The organism is Streptomyces boetiae (genome assembly GCF_031845405.1).
GTDB lineage: Bacteria > Actinomycetota > Actinomycetes > Streptomycetales > Streptomycetaceae > Streptomyces > Streptomyces boetiae.
In genome coordinates, this window is sequence record NZ_JAVREN010000007.1 from 153,396 (window position 1) to 169,310 (window position 15,915).

At 75.5% G+C, this 15,915-nt stretch carries 12 protein-coding genes; 6 read left to right on the top strand and 6 right to left on the bottom strand.

The annotated features are described in order from the left end of the window. Positions 1 to 270: 270 nt before the first annotated feature. Complete coding sequence (locus RM780_RS07255; protein WP_311629688.1) at positions 271 to 2,223, top strand: PhoX family protein; 1,953 nt, start codon at positions 271 to 273, stop codon at positions 2,221 to 2,223. Between the two features lie 101 nt (positions 2,224 to 2,324). Here the strand turns inward: RM780_RS07255 and RM780_RS07260 are convergent, their stop codons facing one another. The 4 genes from RM780_RS07260 to RM780_RS07275 are packed head-to-tail and all read right to left on the bottom strand — an operon-like array spanning position 2,325 to position 5,360. Beyond that, complete coding sequence (locus tag RM780_RS07260) at positions 2,325 to 3,284, bottom strand: sulfotransferase (protein WP_311629689.1); 960 nt, start codon at positions 3,282 to 3,284, stop codon at positions 2,325 to 2,327. After that, a complete protein-coding gene (locus tag RM780_RS07265; protein WP_311629690.1) occupies positions 3,281 to 3,859 on the bottom strand; it encodes a glycosyltransferase in 579 nt (192 codons plus the stop codon). The genes RM780_RS07260 and RM780_RS07265 overlap by 4 nt, the downstream gene beginning before the upstream one ends. Further along, positions 3,856 to 4,374 carry a hypothetical protein gene (locus tag RM780_RS07270; protein WP_311629691.1) on the bottom strand — a complete coding sequence of 173 codons (519 nt, stop codon included), beginning with the start codon at positions 4,372 to 4,374 and terminating at the stop codon, positions 3,856 to 3,858. The genes RM780_RS07265 and RM780_RS07270 overlap by 4 nt, the downstream gene beginning before the upstream one ends. After that, positions 4,371 to 5,360 carry a hypothetical protein gene (locus tag RM780_RS07275; protein WP_311629692.1) on the bottom strand — a complete coding sequence of 330 codons (990 nt, stop codon included), beginning with the start codon at positions 5,358 to 5,360 and terminating at the stop codon, positions 4,371 to 4,373. Before RM780_RS07275 ends, RM780_RS07270 begins: the two co-directional genes overlap by 4 nt. Positions 5,361 to 5,587: 227 nt before the next feature. On the opposite strand from RM780_RS07275, the gene RM780_RS07280 reads away from it, so the two are divergent. Continuing rightward, on the top strand, positions 5,588 to 7,366 hold the full coding sequence (locus RM780_RS07280; RefSeq protein ID WP_311629693.1) for an MATE family efflux transporter: 1,779 nt from the start codon (positions 5,588 to 5,590) through the stop codon (positions 7,364 to 7,366). Positions 7,367 to 7,444: 78 nt separating this feature from the next. Here the strand turns inward: RM780_RS07280 and RM780_RS07285 are convergent, their stop codons facing one another. Next, positions 7,445 to 9,259: a hypothetical protein gene (locus RM780_RS07285; protein ID WP_311629694.1), complete on the bottom strand. Its 1,815-nt coding sequence runs from the start codon at positions 9,257 to 9,259 to the stop codon at positions 7,445 to 7,447. 320 nt (positions 9,260 to 9,579) lie between these two features. On the opposite strand from RM780_RS07285, the gene RM780_RS07290 reads away from it, so the two are divergent. The 4 genes from RM780_RS07290 to RM780_RS07305 all read left to right on the top strand — a co-directional run bounded on the left by RM780_RS07290 (position 9,580) and on the right by RM780_RS07305 (position 14,857). Then, entirely contained in the window at positions 9,580 to 10,533 is a 954-nt protein-coding gene (locus tag RM780_RS07290) for a glycosyltransferase family 2 protein (protein WP_311629695.1), read from the top strand. Further along, positions 10,533 to 11,912 carry an O-antigen ligase family protein gene (locus tag RM780_RS07295; protein WP_311629696.1) on the top strand — a complete coding sequence of 460 codons (1,380 nt, stop codon included), beginning with the start codon at positions 10,533 to 10,535 and terminating at the stop codon, positions 11,910 to 11,912. The genes RM780_RS07290 and RM780_RS07295 overlap by 1 nt, the downstream gene beginning before the upstream one ends. Before the next feature lie 61 nt (positions 11,913 to 11,973). Then, positions 11,974 to 13,077 (top strand): glycoside hydrolase family 26 protein, encoded by a 1,104-nt coding sequence (locus RM780_RS07300; RefSeq protein ID WP_311629697.1) that lies wholly within the window; start codon positions 11,974 to 11,976, stop codon positions 13,075 to 13,077. Between the two features lie 232 nt (positions 13,078 to 13,309). Further along, entirely contained in the window at positions 13,310 to 14,857 is a 1,548-nt protein-coding gene (locus tag RM780_RS07305) for a sugar transferase (RefSeq protein WP_311629698.1), read from the top strand. A 113-nt stretch (positions 14,858 to 14,970) separates the two neighbouring features. Here the strand turns inward: RM780_RS07305 and RM780_RS07310 are convergent, their stop codons facing one another. Beyond that, complete coding sequence (locus RM780_RS07310) at positions 14,971 to 15,813, bottom strand: sulfotransferase family protein (RefSeq protein ID WP_311629699.1); 843 nt, start codon at positions 15,811 to 15,813, stop codon at positions 14,971 to 14,973. Positions 15,814 to 15,915: the final 102 nt, after the last annotated feature.

Consider the following 15,915-nt stretch of genomic DNA (forward strand, 5'->3'; position numbering starts at 1 on the left):
CGGGCGGCGGAGGGGCCGGTGGCTACGGTGGGGGACGGGGCGGAGGAAGGGGAAGCGGTCATGGCTCCACGGTCCCGTCGGGGCGCTCCTTGGCGCGTCCTGCCCGGTGGCGAACCGCCTCCCCCGTCCGGGGGATGCGTGAACGACCCGGGTGAATCGGCCGTACGTGCGCAGGTGGCCGACTGTTCACCTTGGTGGCCTCTCGGCGCCACTGTCCGCTTTTAGCCTCACCGCATCATCACGTCGGCCGCACCAGCGTAAGGACCCGTCATGGCAGTACACGGCCCGGTCTTCCCCGAGATCGACCCGGACGAGATCAGCTCCAACCCGTCCGGCAACCGCACGTTCGGCGAGGTGGTCCGGAGCCGGCTCTCCCGGCGGGCAGCGCTGCGGGGCGGCACGGCCGCGGCCGCCGGGTTCCTCGTCGCGGCCGGGCTGAACGGCGGGGCGGCCTCCGCCGCCACCGCCCCCGCGCAGGCGGCCCCCGCGCGCGGCGGGCACCGCGGGCTGCTCGGCTTCGAGCCCGTGCCGACGAGCTCCGAGGACGCCTTCACCGTGCCCGAGGGCTACGAGACGCAGGTGATCATCCCCTGGGGCACCCCGATCCGCCCCCACGGCCCGCGCTGGAACAAGGACGCCTCCAACTCGGCGGCGGAGCAGGCCCAGCAGGTCGGCATGAACCACGACGGCATGCACTTCTTCCCGCTCGGCCACGGCCGGGAGGGCAGCCGGCGCGGGATGCTGGTCCTCAACCACGAGTACGTCGACCAGCAGCTCCTCTTCCCCGACGGCGACGCCGAGATGACGGCCGAGAAGGTGGCCAAGGCCCTGGCCGCGCACGGCGTCAGCGTCGTGGAGATCGAGCGCGGCCGGGACGGGACGTGGCGGGTGGCCGACTCCCGCCGCGCCCGCCGCGTCACCGGCGCCACCCCCGTCACCTTCTCCGGCCCCGTGGGCGCGGACCACCCGGCGCTGCGGACGGGCAGCCGCCCGCTGGGCACGCTCAACAACTGCTCGAACGGCGTCACCCCGTGGGGCACCTACCTGGCCTGCGAGGAGAACTGGAACGGTTACTTCGGCACCGAGGACGCCTCCTGGAGCCCCACGGCCGCCCAGGCCCGCTACGGCGTCTCCACGTCCGGCTTCGGCTATCGCTGGCACCTGGCCGACCCCCGCTTCGACCTGGCGGCCACCCCGAACGAGATCAACCGCTTCGGCTGGGTCGTCGAGATCGACCCGATGAACCCCGGCGCCATCCCGGTCAAGCGCACCGCGCTGGGCCGCCTGAAGCACGAGGGCTGCACGGTCACCGAGTCGCGCGGCCGTGTCGTGGCGTACACCGGCGACGACCAGGACGGCGACTACATCTACAAGTTCGTCGGCACCGGCTCCTGGCGGGTCCAGCGGGCGCTGGGCCGCAGCCCGCTGGACCACGGCACCCTGTACGTGGCGCGCTTCGACGACGACGGCTCCGGCACCTGGCTGCCCCTGACCCACGGTACGGGCCCCCTGACCACGGCCAACGGCTGGGCCGACCAGGCGGATGTGCTGCTGCGCACCCGCGAGGCGGCCGACGCGGTCGGCGCCACGAAGATGGACCGCCCGGAGTGGATCGCCGTCAACCCCCGGAACCGCGACGTCTACTGCACGCTGACCAACGGCAGCGGCTGGGACAACGCGGTCACCCCGCGCCAGCCCAACCCCTACGGGCACATCGTGCGCTGGCGCGAGCGGGGCCGGGACCACACGGCCACCACCTTCGAGTGGGAGATCTTCGTGCTGGCCGGCGACCCGGCCCACGACCCGTCGGTGGAGCTGGCCCCGGAGGACGTCTTCGGCTCGCCCGACGGCCTGGGCTTCGACGACGACGGCCGCCTGTGGATCCTCACCGACGTCTCCAACTCCACGCAGAACCTCGCCTCCCGGGGCCACGAGAACATCGGCAACAACCAGATGCTGGCCGCCGACCCCCGCACCGGCGAGATCCGCCGCTTCCTGACCGGGCCGCGCGGCTGCGAGATCACCGGCCTGGCCTTCACCCCCGACCAGCGCACGCTGTTCGTCAACGTCCAGCACCCCGGCGAGGCCACCAGGGCCTGGGGCGAGCCGACCCCCGCCGACCCCCGGGCGGTCAGCAACTGGCCCGACTTCGACCCCGAGGGCCGCCCGCGCTCCGCGACGGTCGCCATTCGCCGCACCGACGGCGGCGTGATCGGCGCCTGAGCGCCGGGGCCTCCCGCCCCACCGACCGGCGCGCCCGGCCCCGGCTCAGCTCCCGTGCCGGGCCAGGGCGCGCCACTCGCCGCGCGCCTCGCCCCCGGCGTTCAGGCGTAGAAGCGCTCGCGCACCGCGCCCGTCAGCTCGCGGACGCGGGCGATCTCGGCGGGGGAGAGCCGGTCGCGGTAGGTGGTCAGCGCGGCGCGGCTGTCCATCGGCTGGTAGGCGGTGCGCGACAGGCCGCCGCGCAGGCTCCAGGACATGGCGCGCGTGGGGGCGTTGTCCGCCGAGGTGGCGCGGTGAACGGCCTCCCTGGCGGGGCCGTTCCAGCGCAGTCCGCACAGCCGGTACAGCTCCTCGAAGGCGGTCATCGGGTCGCCGGCCAGGTCCTCGTAGCGGATCACGTGCAGGGAGGGCGTCTCCTTGCGCAGCGCGTCCACGGCCCCGTACGTCACGCGCCACAGCTCGGCGTTCTTGGCCAGCTCGTCCTGGCTGCCCACCAGCTCCCGCAGCCGCGCGGCGTGCTCGCCCAGCAGGTCCCGCATCAGCAGGGGCTGTTCGAGCAGCTCGTGGACGTAGGTGGTCCAGCCCAGCTTGCGCCAGCTCCCGGCCCAGGAGACGGGGTCGCGCACCAGCACGATCGCCACCGCGCCCAGCCGCCGGGCGAACCAGGCGGCGGAGAGCGTCGCGTAGGGGTCGTCCAGCAGCGCGCGGCGCCCGCGCAGGCGGCCCGCGGTGAAGGCGGAGGCGTTCTTGGCCAGGCGCGCGAGGTCGGGCAGCGAGCGGTTGACGCGCAGCTCGGCGGCCGTGCGGTAGCGCAGCCGGACGGTGTCGCGGAACGCCCGCAGCCACACGTCCTCGTTGTCCTCGCAGATGTACTGGAACGCGTGGCTGACCGAGGCGTTGAGCACCCCCGGCGAACGACCGGGCGGGCGGCTGGGGTTGAGCGGCTCGTTGACGTACACCAGCTCGCCGCCGGCCTGGAGCATCTTGCCCGTCCAGCTCGTGCCGCTGCGCGGCAGCCCGGTGACCAGCACCGGCCGCCCTGCCGGTTGACGGGCGTTCATCGGGCGCTCTCCCGCCGGGCGCGGCGGGGCAGGGGCAGCAGGGGGCGGCGCGCCGGGCGGGACATCAGCTCGCCGACCAGGGAGTCGAACCGGGCGACGGTGCCCGGCAGGTCGCCGGCCCCGTCGCGGGCGGCGAACGCCCCGGGGTCGCGCAGCGCGGCGGTGACCAGCTCGCGGAACTCCCCGGCGCCGGCGGCGATGCGGATCAGCCCGGCGCCCTCCAGGCGCCGGGCGAAGAGGACCTGGTGGTCGTCCACGTGCTCCCCCAGCTCGGGGCGGCGCGGCACGACGATGGGCACCTTGCCCGCGCCGCGCGCGTCCATCACCGAGCCCGGCCCGCCCTGGCAGACGACGACGGCGGCCTCGGCCAGCGCGGCCAGCAGCTCGTCGTGCGGCATCATCGCCGCGGCCCGCACGCCGGGCGCGGCCGGGGCGCGGGTGGAGCCGTGCTGCACGGTCCAGCGCACCTCGGGCGCGTCGGCGGGCCACTGCTCGATCCACGTCATCAGGCGGTCGAAGGGGTGGTGGTCGGTGCCGACCGTCACCAGCACGCCCGGCGCCTGCGCGGCGGTCACAGGACCTTCCCGACCGTCACCGAGCCGCTGTAGAGGCGGCGCTGCTCCTCCCACTGCACGAGGAAGAGGTCGCTGACGGGGCGGCAGAGCCGCCCGGTGACGGTGGGGGTGTCCACGCGGTCGAAGACCTCCAGGTAGGTGGTGCGGATGCCGCGCGCCCTGGCCACCCAGAAGAACGGCACCGCGACCCCGGCGCCCGAGCTGACGACCAGGTCGGGGCGCCAGGAGGGCACCAGACCGGCCGCGAGGCGGAGGTTGCGCAGCAGGTTGGGCACGTTGCGCGTGGTGGGGTGGTGCGCCCAGCGGACCTCCTCGCCGGCCAGCAGGGAGCGGGCGTCGGCGGTGTCGAAGGTGACCCACAGCCGCTCGTGGCGGCTCCACCAGGCGGAGAGGCGGTGCAGCTGCGCCAGGTGCCCGCCGGAGGAGCAGACGAGCAGGACGCGCAGGCGCTCGCCGGAGCGCTCGGGCAGCGGGCCGGGCGGCGGGGTCGGCAGCGGTGCGGGCGGCGGCGTCATGTCTGATGTCCCACGGGGTGTGCCGGAGCCTTCCTGAGTCGGTAGCCGTAGCGGAGCATGCCCGGCGCGGTCAGCGCCGTGACCAGGGCGCGGTCCCGGGGCGGGAGCGCGCCGCGCCAGGCGTCGTCGAGGCGCAGCGGGACGGTGCCGCTGTCGAAGCGCATGGGGTTGCCGGAGACGCTGTGCTCGGCGGCGAGCTTCAGCTCGGGGGGCCGGCCCGGGCCCGCGGAGGGCGTGAGGAAGTCCAGGTCTGCGGGGGCGAGTTCGGCGCCGGCCAGGGCGGCGATCTCCCGCAGCACGGCGTCCGGCTCGGCGACGAAGCGCTCGTAGCGCAGCACCGCGGCGTCCTCGTGCACCATCCGCAGCACGTCGAGCAGGCCGTTGAACGCCGTCCACCGCGCCGCGAGCTTCGGCACCGGGACGCGGGCCATGTAGGCGTCGCTCCCGCTGCCCTCGGGGCGCCGCACGCTCTTGGCCCAGGAGTGGGCCACGCCGCGGCTGTCGCGGGTGACGTGCAGCAGCCGCAGGTCCACGCCGGGCAGGCGGCGCAGCACGGCGGCGTAGGAGACGTGCTTGGAGGAGTCGACCACGACGCGGCAGCCGCCGACGTCGCGGATCGCGGCGTACAGCGGGGACAGCAGCCCGGCCAGCTCGTCGAGGCGCCGGCGGAACGCGGCCGGCGGGCGCGGGCCGAGGAGCTGCGGGAGATAACGGGTGCGGTCCACGCGGTGCTTGAGGCCCGCGACCCGGGCGCAGTCCACGGCGTCCCAGCCGCCGTAGGCGCGCTCGCCGACCTCGGTCCAGAACGGGCAGGAGCGGAACGTGCTGCCGCAGCCGCACAGTTCGTCCAGGCCCGCGCCGCGGGTCCACAGGAAGACCAGCTCGCCCACGTGGAAGAAGCCGGGGAGGCCGCCCAGGGCGCGCGACAGGACGGTGCTGCCGCTGCGGCCGAGGCCGCCGATGTAGAGCACGCGGACGCGGTCCATCGAAGAACTCTCCCTGTCTCGGTGCAGGGAGAGCCTAGGGGAGCCGAAAGCCGGTTCGCTTTATCAACTCGTATTAACACAGTAATGCCACAGGGGCGGGCAATTGTAAAAGCCGTGCGATCGCAAATGGTCCGGCGGCCGGATTTCGCGCCGATTCCGCGATGCCCTCCCGCGATTCCCCCCGGCCCGCGCGCCGCTGGCTACACTCCGCCAGGCATGGGCCAGGGATGCAGCCGAGACAGCCGACGCGGGTCGCCCGCGGAGCACGGAAGGGGCCGGCCCTGACCACCACCACGACCGAGGGGACCGAAGGCACCGAGGGGGCCGGGGGCCCGGCCCCCGGCCGCGCCGGCGGGCGCCGCGCCGACCTGGCGGGGGCCGCCCGGGGCGGCGCCCTGGGCCTGGCCGGGGCCGGGGTCGCCGCGCTCGGCGGCTTCCTGCTGACCGCCGTGGTCACCCGGGGCCTGGGCCCGGCCGGCGCCGGCGTCTTCTTCGAGACCTTCGCCCTCTTCACCATCCTGGCCGCCGTGGGCACCGCGGGCGCCGACACCGCGCTGCTCTACGCCGCCACCCGCGCCCGCGCCCTGGGCCGGGTCCCCGAGCTGCGGCGGGTCCTGGCCGTGGCCCTCGGCCCGGCCCTGGCCGCCGCCCTCGTCCTGGCCGCGGCCGTGTGGCTGGCCGCCCCCGTGCTCTCCCGGCTCCTGGTGGACCCCGCCCACCGGGACGACGGCACCGGCTACCTGCGCCTGTTCGCGCCCTTCCTGGTCCTGGCCATCCTCGGGCTGATCGCCGTGCAGGCCACCCGCGGCTTGGGCGGGCTGCGCACGTTCGTCCTGCTCCAGCAACTCGCCCTGCCGCTGGGCCGGGTGGCGCTGGTGGCCCTCGTGCTGCTGCTCGGCCTCGGCGGCCTGGCCGTGCCCCTGGCCTGGGCCGTGCCCCTGCTGCTCGTCTGTCCCCTCGCCCTGCTCGCCCTGTTCCGCGGCCTGCGCCGCGCCGAGAGCCGCCACGCGGCGGGGGAGGCCACGGGTGTCAACGCCGCCGAGGCGGGCGGCGGTTCGCGGGCGCCGCGTCCGCTGGGGGCGATCGCGCGGGAGTTCTGGGGCTACGCGGCCGGGCGGGGCTTCGCCCAGGCGTTCACCCAGTCCATCGTCTGGTTCGACGTCATCCTCGTCGGCGCGCTGCGCTCCGCCCACGAGGCCGGGGTCTACGCCGCCGCCAGCCGGTTCGTCACCACCGGCACGCTCGTCATGCAGGCCATGCGCCTGGGCACCCAGCCGCAGATCGGCGCCGCCCTCGCGGTGGGCGACACGCGGCGGGCCGAGACCCTCTACCGCGCCACCACCCAGTGGATCACCGCCTCCTCCTGGCCCCTCTACCTGGTGCTGGCCACCTTCGGCCCCCAGGTCCTGCGCGTCTTCGGCGGGGAATTCTCCGAGGGCGCGGACGCCCTGTCCGTGCTGGCCGTCGCGATGCTCTTCAGCCTGGCCACCGGCAACGTCAACACCGTGCTGCTGATGGCCGGCAAGAGTCGCTGGAACGCCGCCAACACGGTCGTGGCGCTGGCCGTCAACGTCGGCCTGAACCTGCTGCTGGTCCCGGACCACGGCATCATCGGCGCCGCCTGGGCCTGGGCGGCGAGCATCCTGTGCGAGCGCCTGATGGGGCTCTACGAGGTGCGCGTGCTGATCGGACTGCGCGGCCACGGCCGGGGGTTCTTCCTCGGCGCGGCCCTCTCGGCGCTGGTCTTCGGCGCGGGCGGGGTGGCGGTGCGCGCCCTGGCCGGCTCCGGCCCCGGGGCGTTCGCCGCCTACCTGGCCGCCTCCTGCGCCGTCTACGCCGCCGCCCTGTGGGCCTTCCGCGACGCGCTCGAACTGCCCTCGCTGGTGGACTTCGTACGCGCCCGGGGCGGGCGCGCGGTGCGCGGCGGCCCGGTGCGCGTCGGCACGGTGCCTGAGCCCCGCCCGGGTCCGCCGCCGGCCGGGCCGGGGCCCGGGAACGGCCCCTAGCCCGGCCGCTCCGCCCCGCCGGGCGATGCCGGGGAAGTCGGGGCCGGGGTCGCCGGGTGATGCCGGGGCGCCGCGGCCTCAGCCTCGCCCGGGGACGCCGGGGCCAGGAACGCCGGGGCCGATGCCGTCCAGACCGGGATCGCCGGGGCCCGTGCCGTCCGCTCCGGGTCCGGGAACGCCGGGCCGGGGGCCGGGGAATGGCCGGTCGGGGTGAGGCGTGCCGCCTGATCCGGGCACGGATGGCGGGGCCGAGGGACCTGCGTAGCCTTCGCGGAACGGGCCTTCCCCGGCCGGCGGGTCCGTCTCCGGGAACGGCGCGAGGACCGGGCCGGTGCGGTGGCGCCCGCCCGTGCGGGGGGCCGGGCGCCGCCCGGTGGCCGTGACCAGGAGGCAGCCGGCCACGGGCGTGCCCAGGCGCTCCAGGGACGTGGTGAGGGTCGCCAGGTCGGCCCGGGGCGTGAACCCGGCCTCCGCCACCAGCAGCGCGGCGCCCGCGGCCCCGGCCAGCGACAGCACCTCCGAGCGGCTGAGTTCGCCGGAGGCGTCCAGCACCACCCAGCCCAGGTGATCCGTCAGCCGGGTCACCAGCATCCGGAAGTCCTCGCTGCCCAGCAGCTCGCGCAGGCCGCCGTCGCCGTCGAAGGCGACCCGCAGCCCGCCCACCGCGGTCGGGCGCAGCACCGGGCCGGGGCCGCCGCCGAGCGCGTCCAGCGCGTCCGGGCCGCCGTGCCCGGCCCCCGCCGGGGGAACGGCGCCCTCGGCCGCCGCCAGCGGGCCCGGGCCCGCGGCCTGCCCGCCGCGCCAGCCGGGCGCCAGCAGCGCCACGGGGTTGCGGGCCTGGCCCAGCGCCACCGCCAGGTTGGCGCCCGGCGTGCCGCGCCGCCCGGCCCGCGCGCCCGCGGTGAGGTCCACCACCAGCACCACCCGCGACTCCCGGCGCCGCAGCGCCGCCGCGAGCTGGGCCCGCAGCTCCCGGTACGCCTCCGCGGCCCGGCTCTCGGGGTCGTCCACCAGGGGCAGCGCGGCCCCGGCCGGGATCTCGGCGAGCACCGGGGCGCCGGTCAGCGCGGTCGCCTCGCGGGCGCCCGGCAGCCGCCGGTCGAAGCGGTCGCGGGCGAAGGCCGCCGCCACCGCCAGGATCAGCACCGCCAGGGTGCCCGCCCCGAGGAAGGCCGCGCCGCCGAACGGCCCGGCGGGGGTGGCGTTCTCCGGCTCGCGCAGCACCGTGCCGGGCGTGAAGGACAGGGAGCGCAACTGGCCGCGCCTGTCGCTGAGGTTCTGCACGCTGCGCTGGGCCAACTGGCGTTCGCCCTCCGCCTGCTGGGCCTCGGCCGAGCCCGTCAGGGCCCCCGCCAGCGCCGCCTCGGCGGCCCGCAGCTCGGCCTCGGCCTCCGCCAGGGCCTCCTCGGCGCCGGTCAGCATCTCCTCCTGCCGCGCCCGCGCCTGGGCCTCGCGGACCTCCAGGTAGGCGGTGGCGAAGGCGGCGGCGCCCTCGACGGCGGCGGCCCGGGTGCCGGCCCGGTAGGCCAGTGTGAGGGAGGCGGTGTCCGCGGCGGCGGTGACCGCCAGGCCCGAGCGCAGGGCGGCCGGCTCCTCCTCCCGCTCCGTCAGCTCGGCGGCGCGCGCGGCCACCTCGGAGGAGAGGGCGTTCTGCGCCTCGGCCTCGGCGTTCACGAGCTGGTCGGGGGAGCGGCCCGCCGCGAAGGGGTCGGTGCCCACCGGGTCGATCCGCACCACGGCCGCCGCCTCGTAGGAGGCGGGCAGCAGGAACAGGGAGCCCGCGAGGACGGCCAGGCCGAGCAGCGCGACCGCGAGCACGACGCGCCACCGGCGCACCGGCACGGCGGCGTAATGCCGGACATCGACGGATTGCGGGTCGGATGCGCCATTCATGAACCCTCGTCAGCACCTTCTCGTCAAATGACGCGTAAAATAACGCGTTCGGCTTTGTCATTCCCGGAGTGCGACCGCACGGGCAGTCCGCCCGACGATACCCGGGGGGCTCGGGGCCACCGGCCCGGCCCCACGTTAATTCGGTGCACATATAAGCACCGTATGAACAAAATTTCGGAAGGTTGGCGCCCGTATCGTGCCGCATATTCAGCCTTCCCCTGCGCTCCGACCATACTGATCAGCCGCGACAACCCCGCGACAACCCCGCGACAGCGCCGGCGAGACGGCCGGCGATCAGCCAGCGACGAGGTGCCCCCGCCATGACCGACAGCCCGCGTCCCGCCGCCCCCGCGCTCGGGTCCGGAGCCCCGACCGTCAGCGTCGTGGTGCCCACCCGGGACCGCCCCGAGCTGCTGGCGCGGGCCGTGGCCGCCATCCTGGGGCAGGAGTACGAGGGAACGGTCGAGTGCCTGGTCGTCTTCGACCGCTCCGAGCCCGTCCCCGTCCCTGCGCCCACCGGCCCCGGCCGCACCCTGCGGCTGCTGCGCAACGACCGCGCCCCCGGCCTGGCCGGCGCCCGCAACACCGGCATCCTCGCCGCCGGGGGCGAGCTGGTGGCGTTCTGTGACGACGACGACGAGTGGCTGCCCGGCAAACTCGCCGCCCAGGCCCGCCTCCTGGCCGAGTACCCCGACACGCCGCTGGTCTCCACCGGCATCGTCGTCGCCCACGACGGCCGGGACTTCCCCCGCCTCGCCCCCGACCGCCCGCTGGAGCGCGCCGACTTCCTGCGCGACCGCATCATGGAGGTCCACCCCAGCACCGTCCTGGCGCGCCGAGCCGTCGTGCTGGAGCGCATCGGCCTGGTGGATGAGGAGATACCCGGCGGCTACGGCGAGGACTACGAGTTCCTGCTGCGCGCCGCCGACGCCGGGCCCGTCCGCGCCGTGCACCAGCCGCTGGTGCGCGTGCTGTGGCACGCCAGGTCCTTCTTCTCCGACCGCTGGCCGATGATCATCTCCGCGCTGCGCTACCTCGTCGCCAAGCACCCCGACTTCCGCGCCGACCCCATCGGCATCGCCCGCATCGAGGCCCAGCTCGCCTTCGCCTACGCGGGGCTCGGCGATAGGCACGCCTCCCGCCGCTGGGCGCGTCAGGCGTTCCGCCACAACCCCCGTGAACAGCGCGTCTACGCCGCCCTGCTGGCCGGCTCCGGGCTGGTGCGCGCCGACACCCTGGTCCGGCTCGCGCACCGGGCGGGCCGGGGCATCTGATGACCGCGCCGCCCGCGCCGCCCGCCCCCGGCAGCGCGCCGCCGCGCCCGGGTCCCGGGGCCGCGCCCCGGGCCGTGCGGTGGATCTCGGGCCCCGGGCGGCCACTGCCGCGCTGGCCGCTGTACGCGCTGTTCGTCGTCTTCCCGCTGTGGTGGGTGCTGGGCCTGGGCGACATGATCTGGCCGCTGTTCGCGCTGCCGATGACCGTGCTGCTGATCCGGCACGGCGAGCTGCGCGCCCCGCGTGGCTTCGGCGTGTGGCTGCTCTTCCTGGTCTGGATGTTCGCCTCGGCCGCCCAGGTCGACACCGGCGGCCGGATGATCGGCTTCTGCTACCGGGCCCTGATCTACCTGGCCGCCACCGTCATCTTCCTCTACGTCTACAACGGCACCGAGCGCGACCTGCCCACCCGCCGCATCGCCATCGCCCTCACCGTCTACTGGGCCGCCGTCATCGCCGGCGGCTACCTGGGCGTGCTGATGCCCCACGGCTCCCTCACCACGCCCATGGCCCGCCTGATGCCCGCCGGCCTCCAGGCGAACGAGCTGGTCTCGCACATGGTCACCCCCCGCTTCACGCAGGGAAACCCCGACGGCTTCTGGCAGAACGAGCCCCGCCCCTCCGCCCCCTTCGCCTACACCAACGGCTGGGGCCACACCTACGCCCAGCTCATCCCGTTCGTCCTGCTGGCCCTCGGACTCCTGCGCGGCACCCGGGCGTTCCGCGTCGTGCTGATCCTGCTGCCGCTCTCCCTCGTCCCGGCCTTCCTGACCGTCAACCGCGGCATGTTCATCGCCCTGGGGCTGGGCCTGGCGTACGCCGCGCTGCGGATGGCCGCCCGCGGCAACGCCCGCGGACTGCTGGCCCTGGGCGCCCTGCTGGTGGCCGCGCTCGGCGTCGGCGCCGCGCTCGGCCTCCAGGACCGGGTCGCCTCCCGGGTGGAGAACAGCCAGACCAACGAGACCCGCCTGGCCGTCTACCGGGAGGCGTTCGAACGTACGCTGGACGCGCCGCTGTTCGGCTACGGCGCGCCGCGCCCCTCGGTGCTCGGCGAGGGCGTCCCGGCCGTCGGCACCCAGGGCCAGTTCTGGAACGTCCTCTTCTCCCACGGCTTCCTTGGCGCCGCGCTGTTCTTGGGCTGGTTCTGCCTGCTGGCCTGGCGCACCCGCCGCGCCCCGACCGCCACGGCGCTGTGGACGCACGTCGTGCTGCTGATGACCACCGTGATGACCTTCTACTACGGCCTGATGGACTCCGGCCTGATCATCGCCATGATCGCCGGCGCGGTCGCCCTGCGGGAGAACGCCCGCCACCCGCGCGTCCACGTCCAGGCCGCCCCGCTGCTGAGCGCCGGCCCCCGCGCCGCCCCCGACCCCTGACCCGCGGGCCCCCGACGCGGGGCCCCATACCGGACCGCCCCTCACGGAAGGGAGCACGGCCATGCCTCTGTCCGGACGCCTGCCCAGGCTCCGCGCCGCCGCCGCCGTCACCGCCGCCCGCGCGCCCCGCCCGGCGCGGCACCGCAGACGCCGCGCCCGCGGCACCGTCGCCGCGGCCCTCGTCGCCGCCGTCCTCGGCGCCCTCACCGTCTCCGGGCCGCCCGCCTCCGGCTCGCCCGAGGCCGCCGGGGACCCGCGGTGCGCCCTCGACGAGCAACTGGTCGCCGACTGCGGCCTGCTGTGGGGCATCTACACCAACCGCGAGGGCCGCGGGAACCTCTACCGCGACATCACCGGCATCGAGGAGGACGCGGGGCGGCCGTTCGACGTCGTCCACCGCTACAAGGACTTCTCCGGGACGGGCGCCTCCGGCGTCTTCCCCACCCGCTACGAGCAGCGGCTGGGCGAGGAGGGCCGCATCCTCTTCTACAACTGGACCACCCGCCGCCACGACGGCGCCGGCCGCGCCACCTGGGACGACGTCGCCGCCGGCCTGCACGACGAGCGGGTGGTCCGCCCCGCCGCCCGCCGCCTCGCGCGGTGGGACCGCCCTGTCTTCCTCGCCTTCGACCACGAGGCCGAGGGCGAGCGCCACCCCAATCAGGGCGAGGGCGAGGACTACGTCCGCGCCTGGCGCCACGTCCACGAGATCTTCGAGGAGGAGGGCGCCGACAACGTCCGCTGGGTGTGGGTCAGCGTCGGCTGGACCGGCCACGCCGACGTCATCCGGTCCTTCTACCCCGGCGACGCCTACGTGGACTGGATCGGCTGGGACCCCTTCAACTACTACGTCTGCCGCAACCTCGACTGGCGCACGCCCGAGGAGACCATCGGTCCGTGGTACGAGTGGCTGGAGGACAACGGCTTCGGCGACAAGCCCTGGATGCTCGCCGAGTACGGCTCCGTCGCCGACCCGCGCGACCCCGAGGCCGAGGCGCGCTGGTACCGCAACCTCGTGCCGGCGCTGCGCCGTTACCCCCGCATCCGCGCCGTGAACCTCTTCGACACCCACAAGAAGTGCGACACCCGCGTCACGGACGAACCCGCCGTGATGGAGGAGTGGAGCGCGGCCGGACGCCACCCCTACGTCTCCCGCTACCGCTGAGACTCCGCAGCCGCTCACCCACCGCGCATACCCACTGCGCACGTTGTGCCGCGCGGCGTACAACCCCCAGGGCCCCTCAACGGTCCCCTTTGTCGCCCCTTTCCGTCCCATCCGTCTCTTCATCCCCGGAAGTTCACCCCGTCATGACATTCTCTCCGCCGCTCGCCCGCCCCTTCCGCCCGGCCGCCGCCGCCCGTCGCCGCGCGCCGTCCTCGCCCTCGCCGGTGCGGATATGACCGCCCCCACCCCCCAGCAGGGGGCCGTCCCGCTGGTGCCGCACTCCCCGGCCACGCCCGCCGCCGCTCCGGAGCGCGCGTCCGCCGCCCGCCCGCTGCGGGCCGTCCGCAAGCAGGCCCCGCGCGCCACCGGCGCGGCCAGGACCCTGCGGTGGAAGCGCCGGTACGCCATCCTGCTGGTGACCGCGGACGCCGCCGTCGCCGGCGCCGCCGGCGTCCTCGCCTGGGTGCTGCGCTTCGGCGCCAGCCACCTCGCCTACCTGCTGTTCTCCGTGGCCGCCCTGCCGCTGATCTGGGTCGTCTTCCAGGCCCTGGCCCGCGCCTACGACCCGCGCTTCCTCTTCATCGGCCCCGAGGAGTACCAGCGCACGCTGCTCACCGGCGCGGCCGTCACCTCCGCCGTCGCCGTCGTCTCCTACGGCGCCAAGCTGGAGGTCTCCCGCGGCTACCTGGCCCTCGCCCTGCCCGGTGCCGTGGTCCTGGACCTCACCGTCCGCTACGCCATCCGCAAGTGGATGCACCGCGGCAGGGTGCGCTCGGGCCGCTTCATGCAGCGGGTGATGGCCGTCGGCCACGAGCAGTCCATCGTCGCGCTGGCCAGGGAGCTGCACCGCCACCGCTATCACGGCATGCAGATCGTGGGCGCCTGCCTGCCCACCGCCCGGCCCCACCAGCCGTGGGTGGAGGGCATCGACGTGCCCGTGCACGGCTCCTTCGCGGACGTGGCCACCGCCGTGGACCAGGCCCGCGCCGACACCGTCGCGGTGCTCTCCTGCCCCGAGCTGCAGGGCGCCGAACTCCAGCGGCTGGCCTGGGAGCTGGAGCGCAGCAGCGTGGACCTGCTGGTGGCCCCCGCGCTGATCGACGTGGCCGGCCCGCGCACCACCATCCGGCCCGTGGACGGCCTGGCCCTGGTCCACGTGGACCACCCCACCCTCTCGGGCGGGCGCCGCGTGGCCAAGGAACTCATCGACCGCGCGGGCGCGTTCTGCATCCTGCTGCTCATCTCCCCGCTGCTGGCGGCCATCGGCCTGGCCATCCGGCTCACCAGCCCGGGCCCCGCGCTCTTCCGCCAGACGCGGATCGGGCGGGACGGCGAGGCGTTCACCGTGCTGAAGTTCCGCTCCATGTACATGGCCGCGGAGGAGCGGGTGGCGGAGCTGCGCTCGGCCAACGAGCACGACGGCGTCCTGTTCAAGATGCGCGACGACCCGCGCGTCACCCCGCTGGGCCGTTTCCTGCGCCGCTACTCCCTGGACGAGCTGCCGCAGCTGTTCAACGTCCTGGGCGGGAGCATGTCCCTCGTCGGTCCGCGCCCGCCGCTGCCCAGCGAGGTCGCCCAGTACCCGAGCGACATGTACCGGCGTCTTGTGGTCAAGCCGGGGATGACGGGGCTGTGGCAGGTCAGCGGGCGCTCGGACCTGTCCTGGGACGAGACGGTGCGCATCGACCTGCGCTACGTGGAGAACTGGTCGCTGGCCCTGGACGCGATGATCCTGTGGCGCACGCTCTTCGCCGTGGTGAGGTCCCGGGGCGCGTACTGACCTTCGGGGCGTGAGGGGCGGGCGGGAAGGGGAGTCGAGGGCGCGGGGCCGGCCCGACGGCCGGCCCCGCGCGGGGACCCCGGCCCAGCGAGCCCCGCGCGCGACTCCAGGTCTCAGGGGGCCGAGGGCGGCGGCACCCGGTCGAGGTCGAGCAGGCTGTAGCCGTAGGCGTTGGCCCGCGCCTCGAAGCGCTCGCACAGCGAGCGGAACCGGCGCCGCCCCAGCGGGTCGGAGGCCCGCGCCATCGCCTCCCAGCGCTCCCGGTAGGGGCCGCTGCGGTCCTGGACGCTCCCGGCTGCTATCGGCCCGTCCAGGCCCAGGAACGCCCGCACGCCCTCCAGCGTCTCCTCGGGACGGGCCACCAGGTTCTCGTAGGAGAGCGTGTGCAGCCGCGCGACGCGGGGGGCGTCCGCGCGCAGCGTGTCGTGGGCGCGGAACCAGTTCTCGAAAAGGGTGGACAGGCGGGTGCGCGGGGCCCACTTCTTCGTGGACAGGGTGACGATCACGGGGTGGCGGGCGATGACGACGAACCGGGCCTCGGGGAAGAGGTGCTGGAGGAAGCGCGTCATCATCAGGTTGGCCGGGGACTTCTCCACCAGGAACGGCCGCCCCAGGTCCCAGTGCCGGCCCCACTCGGCGATCAGCCGTTCGCGGTTCTCCGGGCGGGCCAGCGGCGAGTCCTCCGTCATGTGCGCGGCGGGGGAGAGGGCGAAGCGGCCGGGGCCCGAGCGGGTGCGCTCGGCCGCGGGGCGGTAGACCGTCTGCAGGTACTGGCCCTCGTCCTCCTTCGCGCCCGTCTCCGAGAAGCCGCTGACCTGCGGATGGGTGGCCAGCGCCCGCGCCAGCGGGGTGGTGCCGCTGCGGTGCAGCCCGCCGATGAACACGAAGACCGGCCCCGGCTCCGGCGTCCCCGCCGCGGCCGTCGCCGCTCCCGTTCCCGCACCCGTGTCCGTCACCCGGCACTCCCTTCCCGGCCGCGATCGACCCGGTCGCCCTGCGTGGTTCCCGGCATTCTTCCGCACCCGTCGGCGCGGCCCCAGGGCGGGCCCGCGCCGACG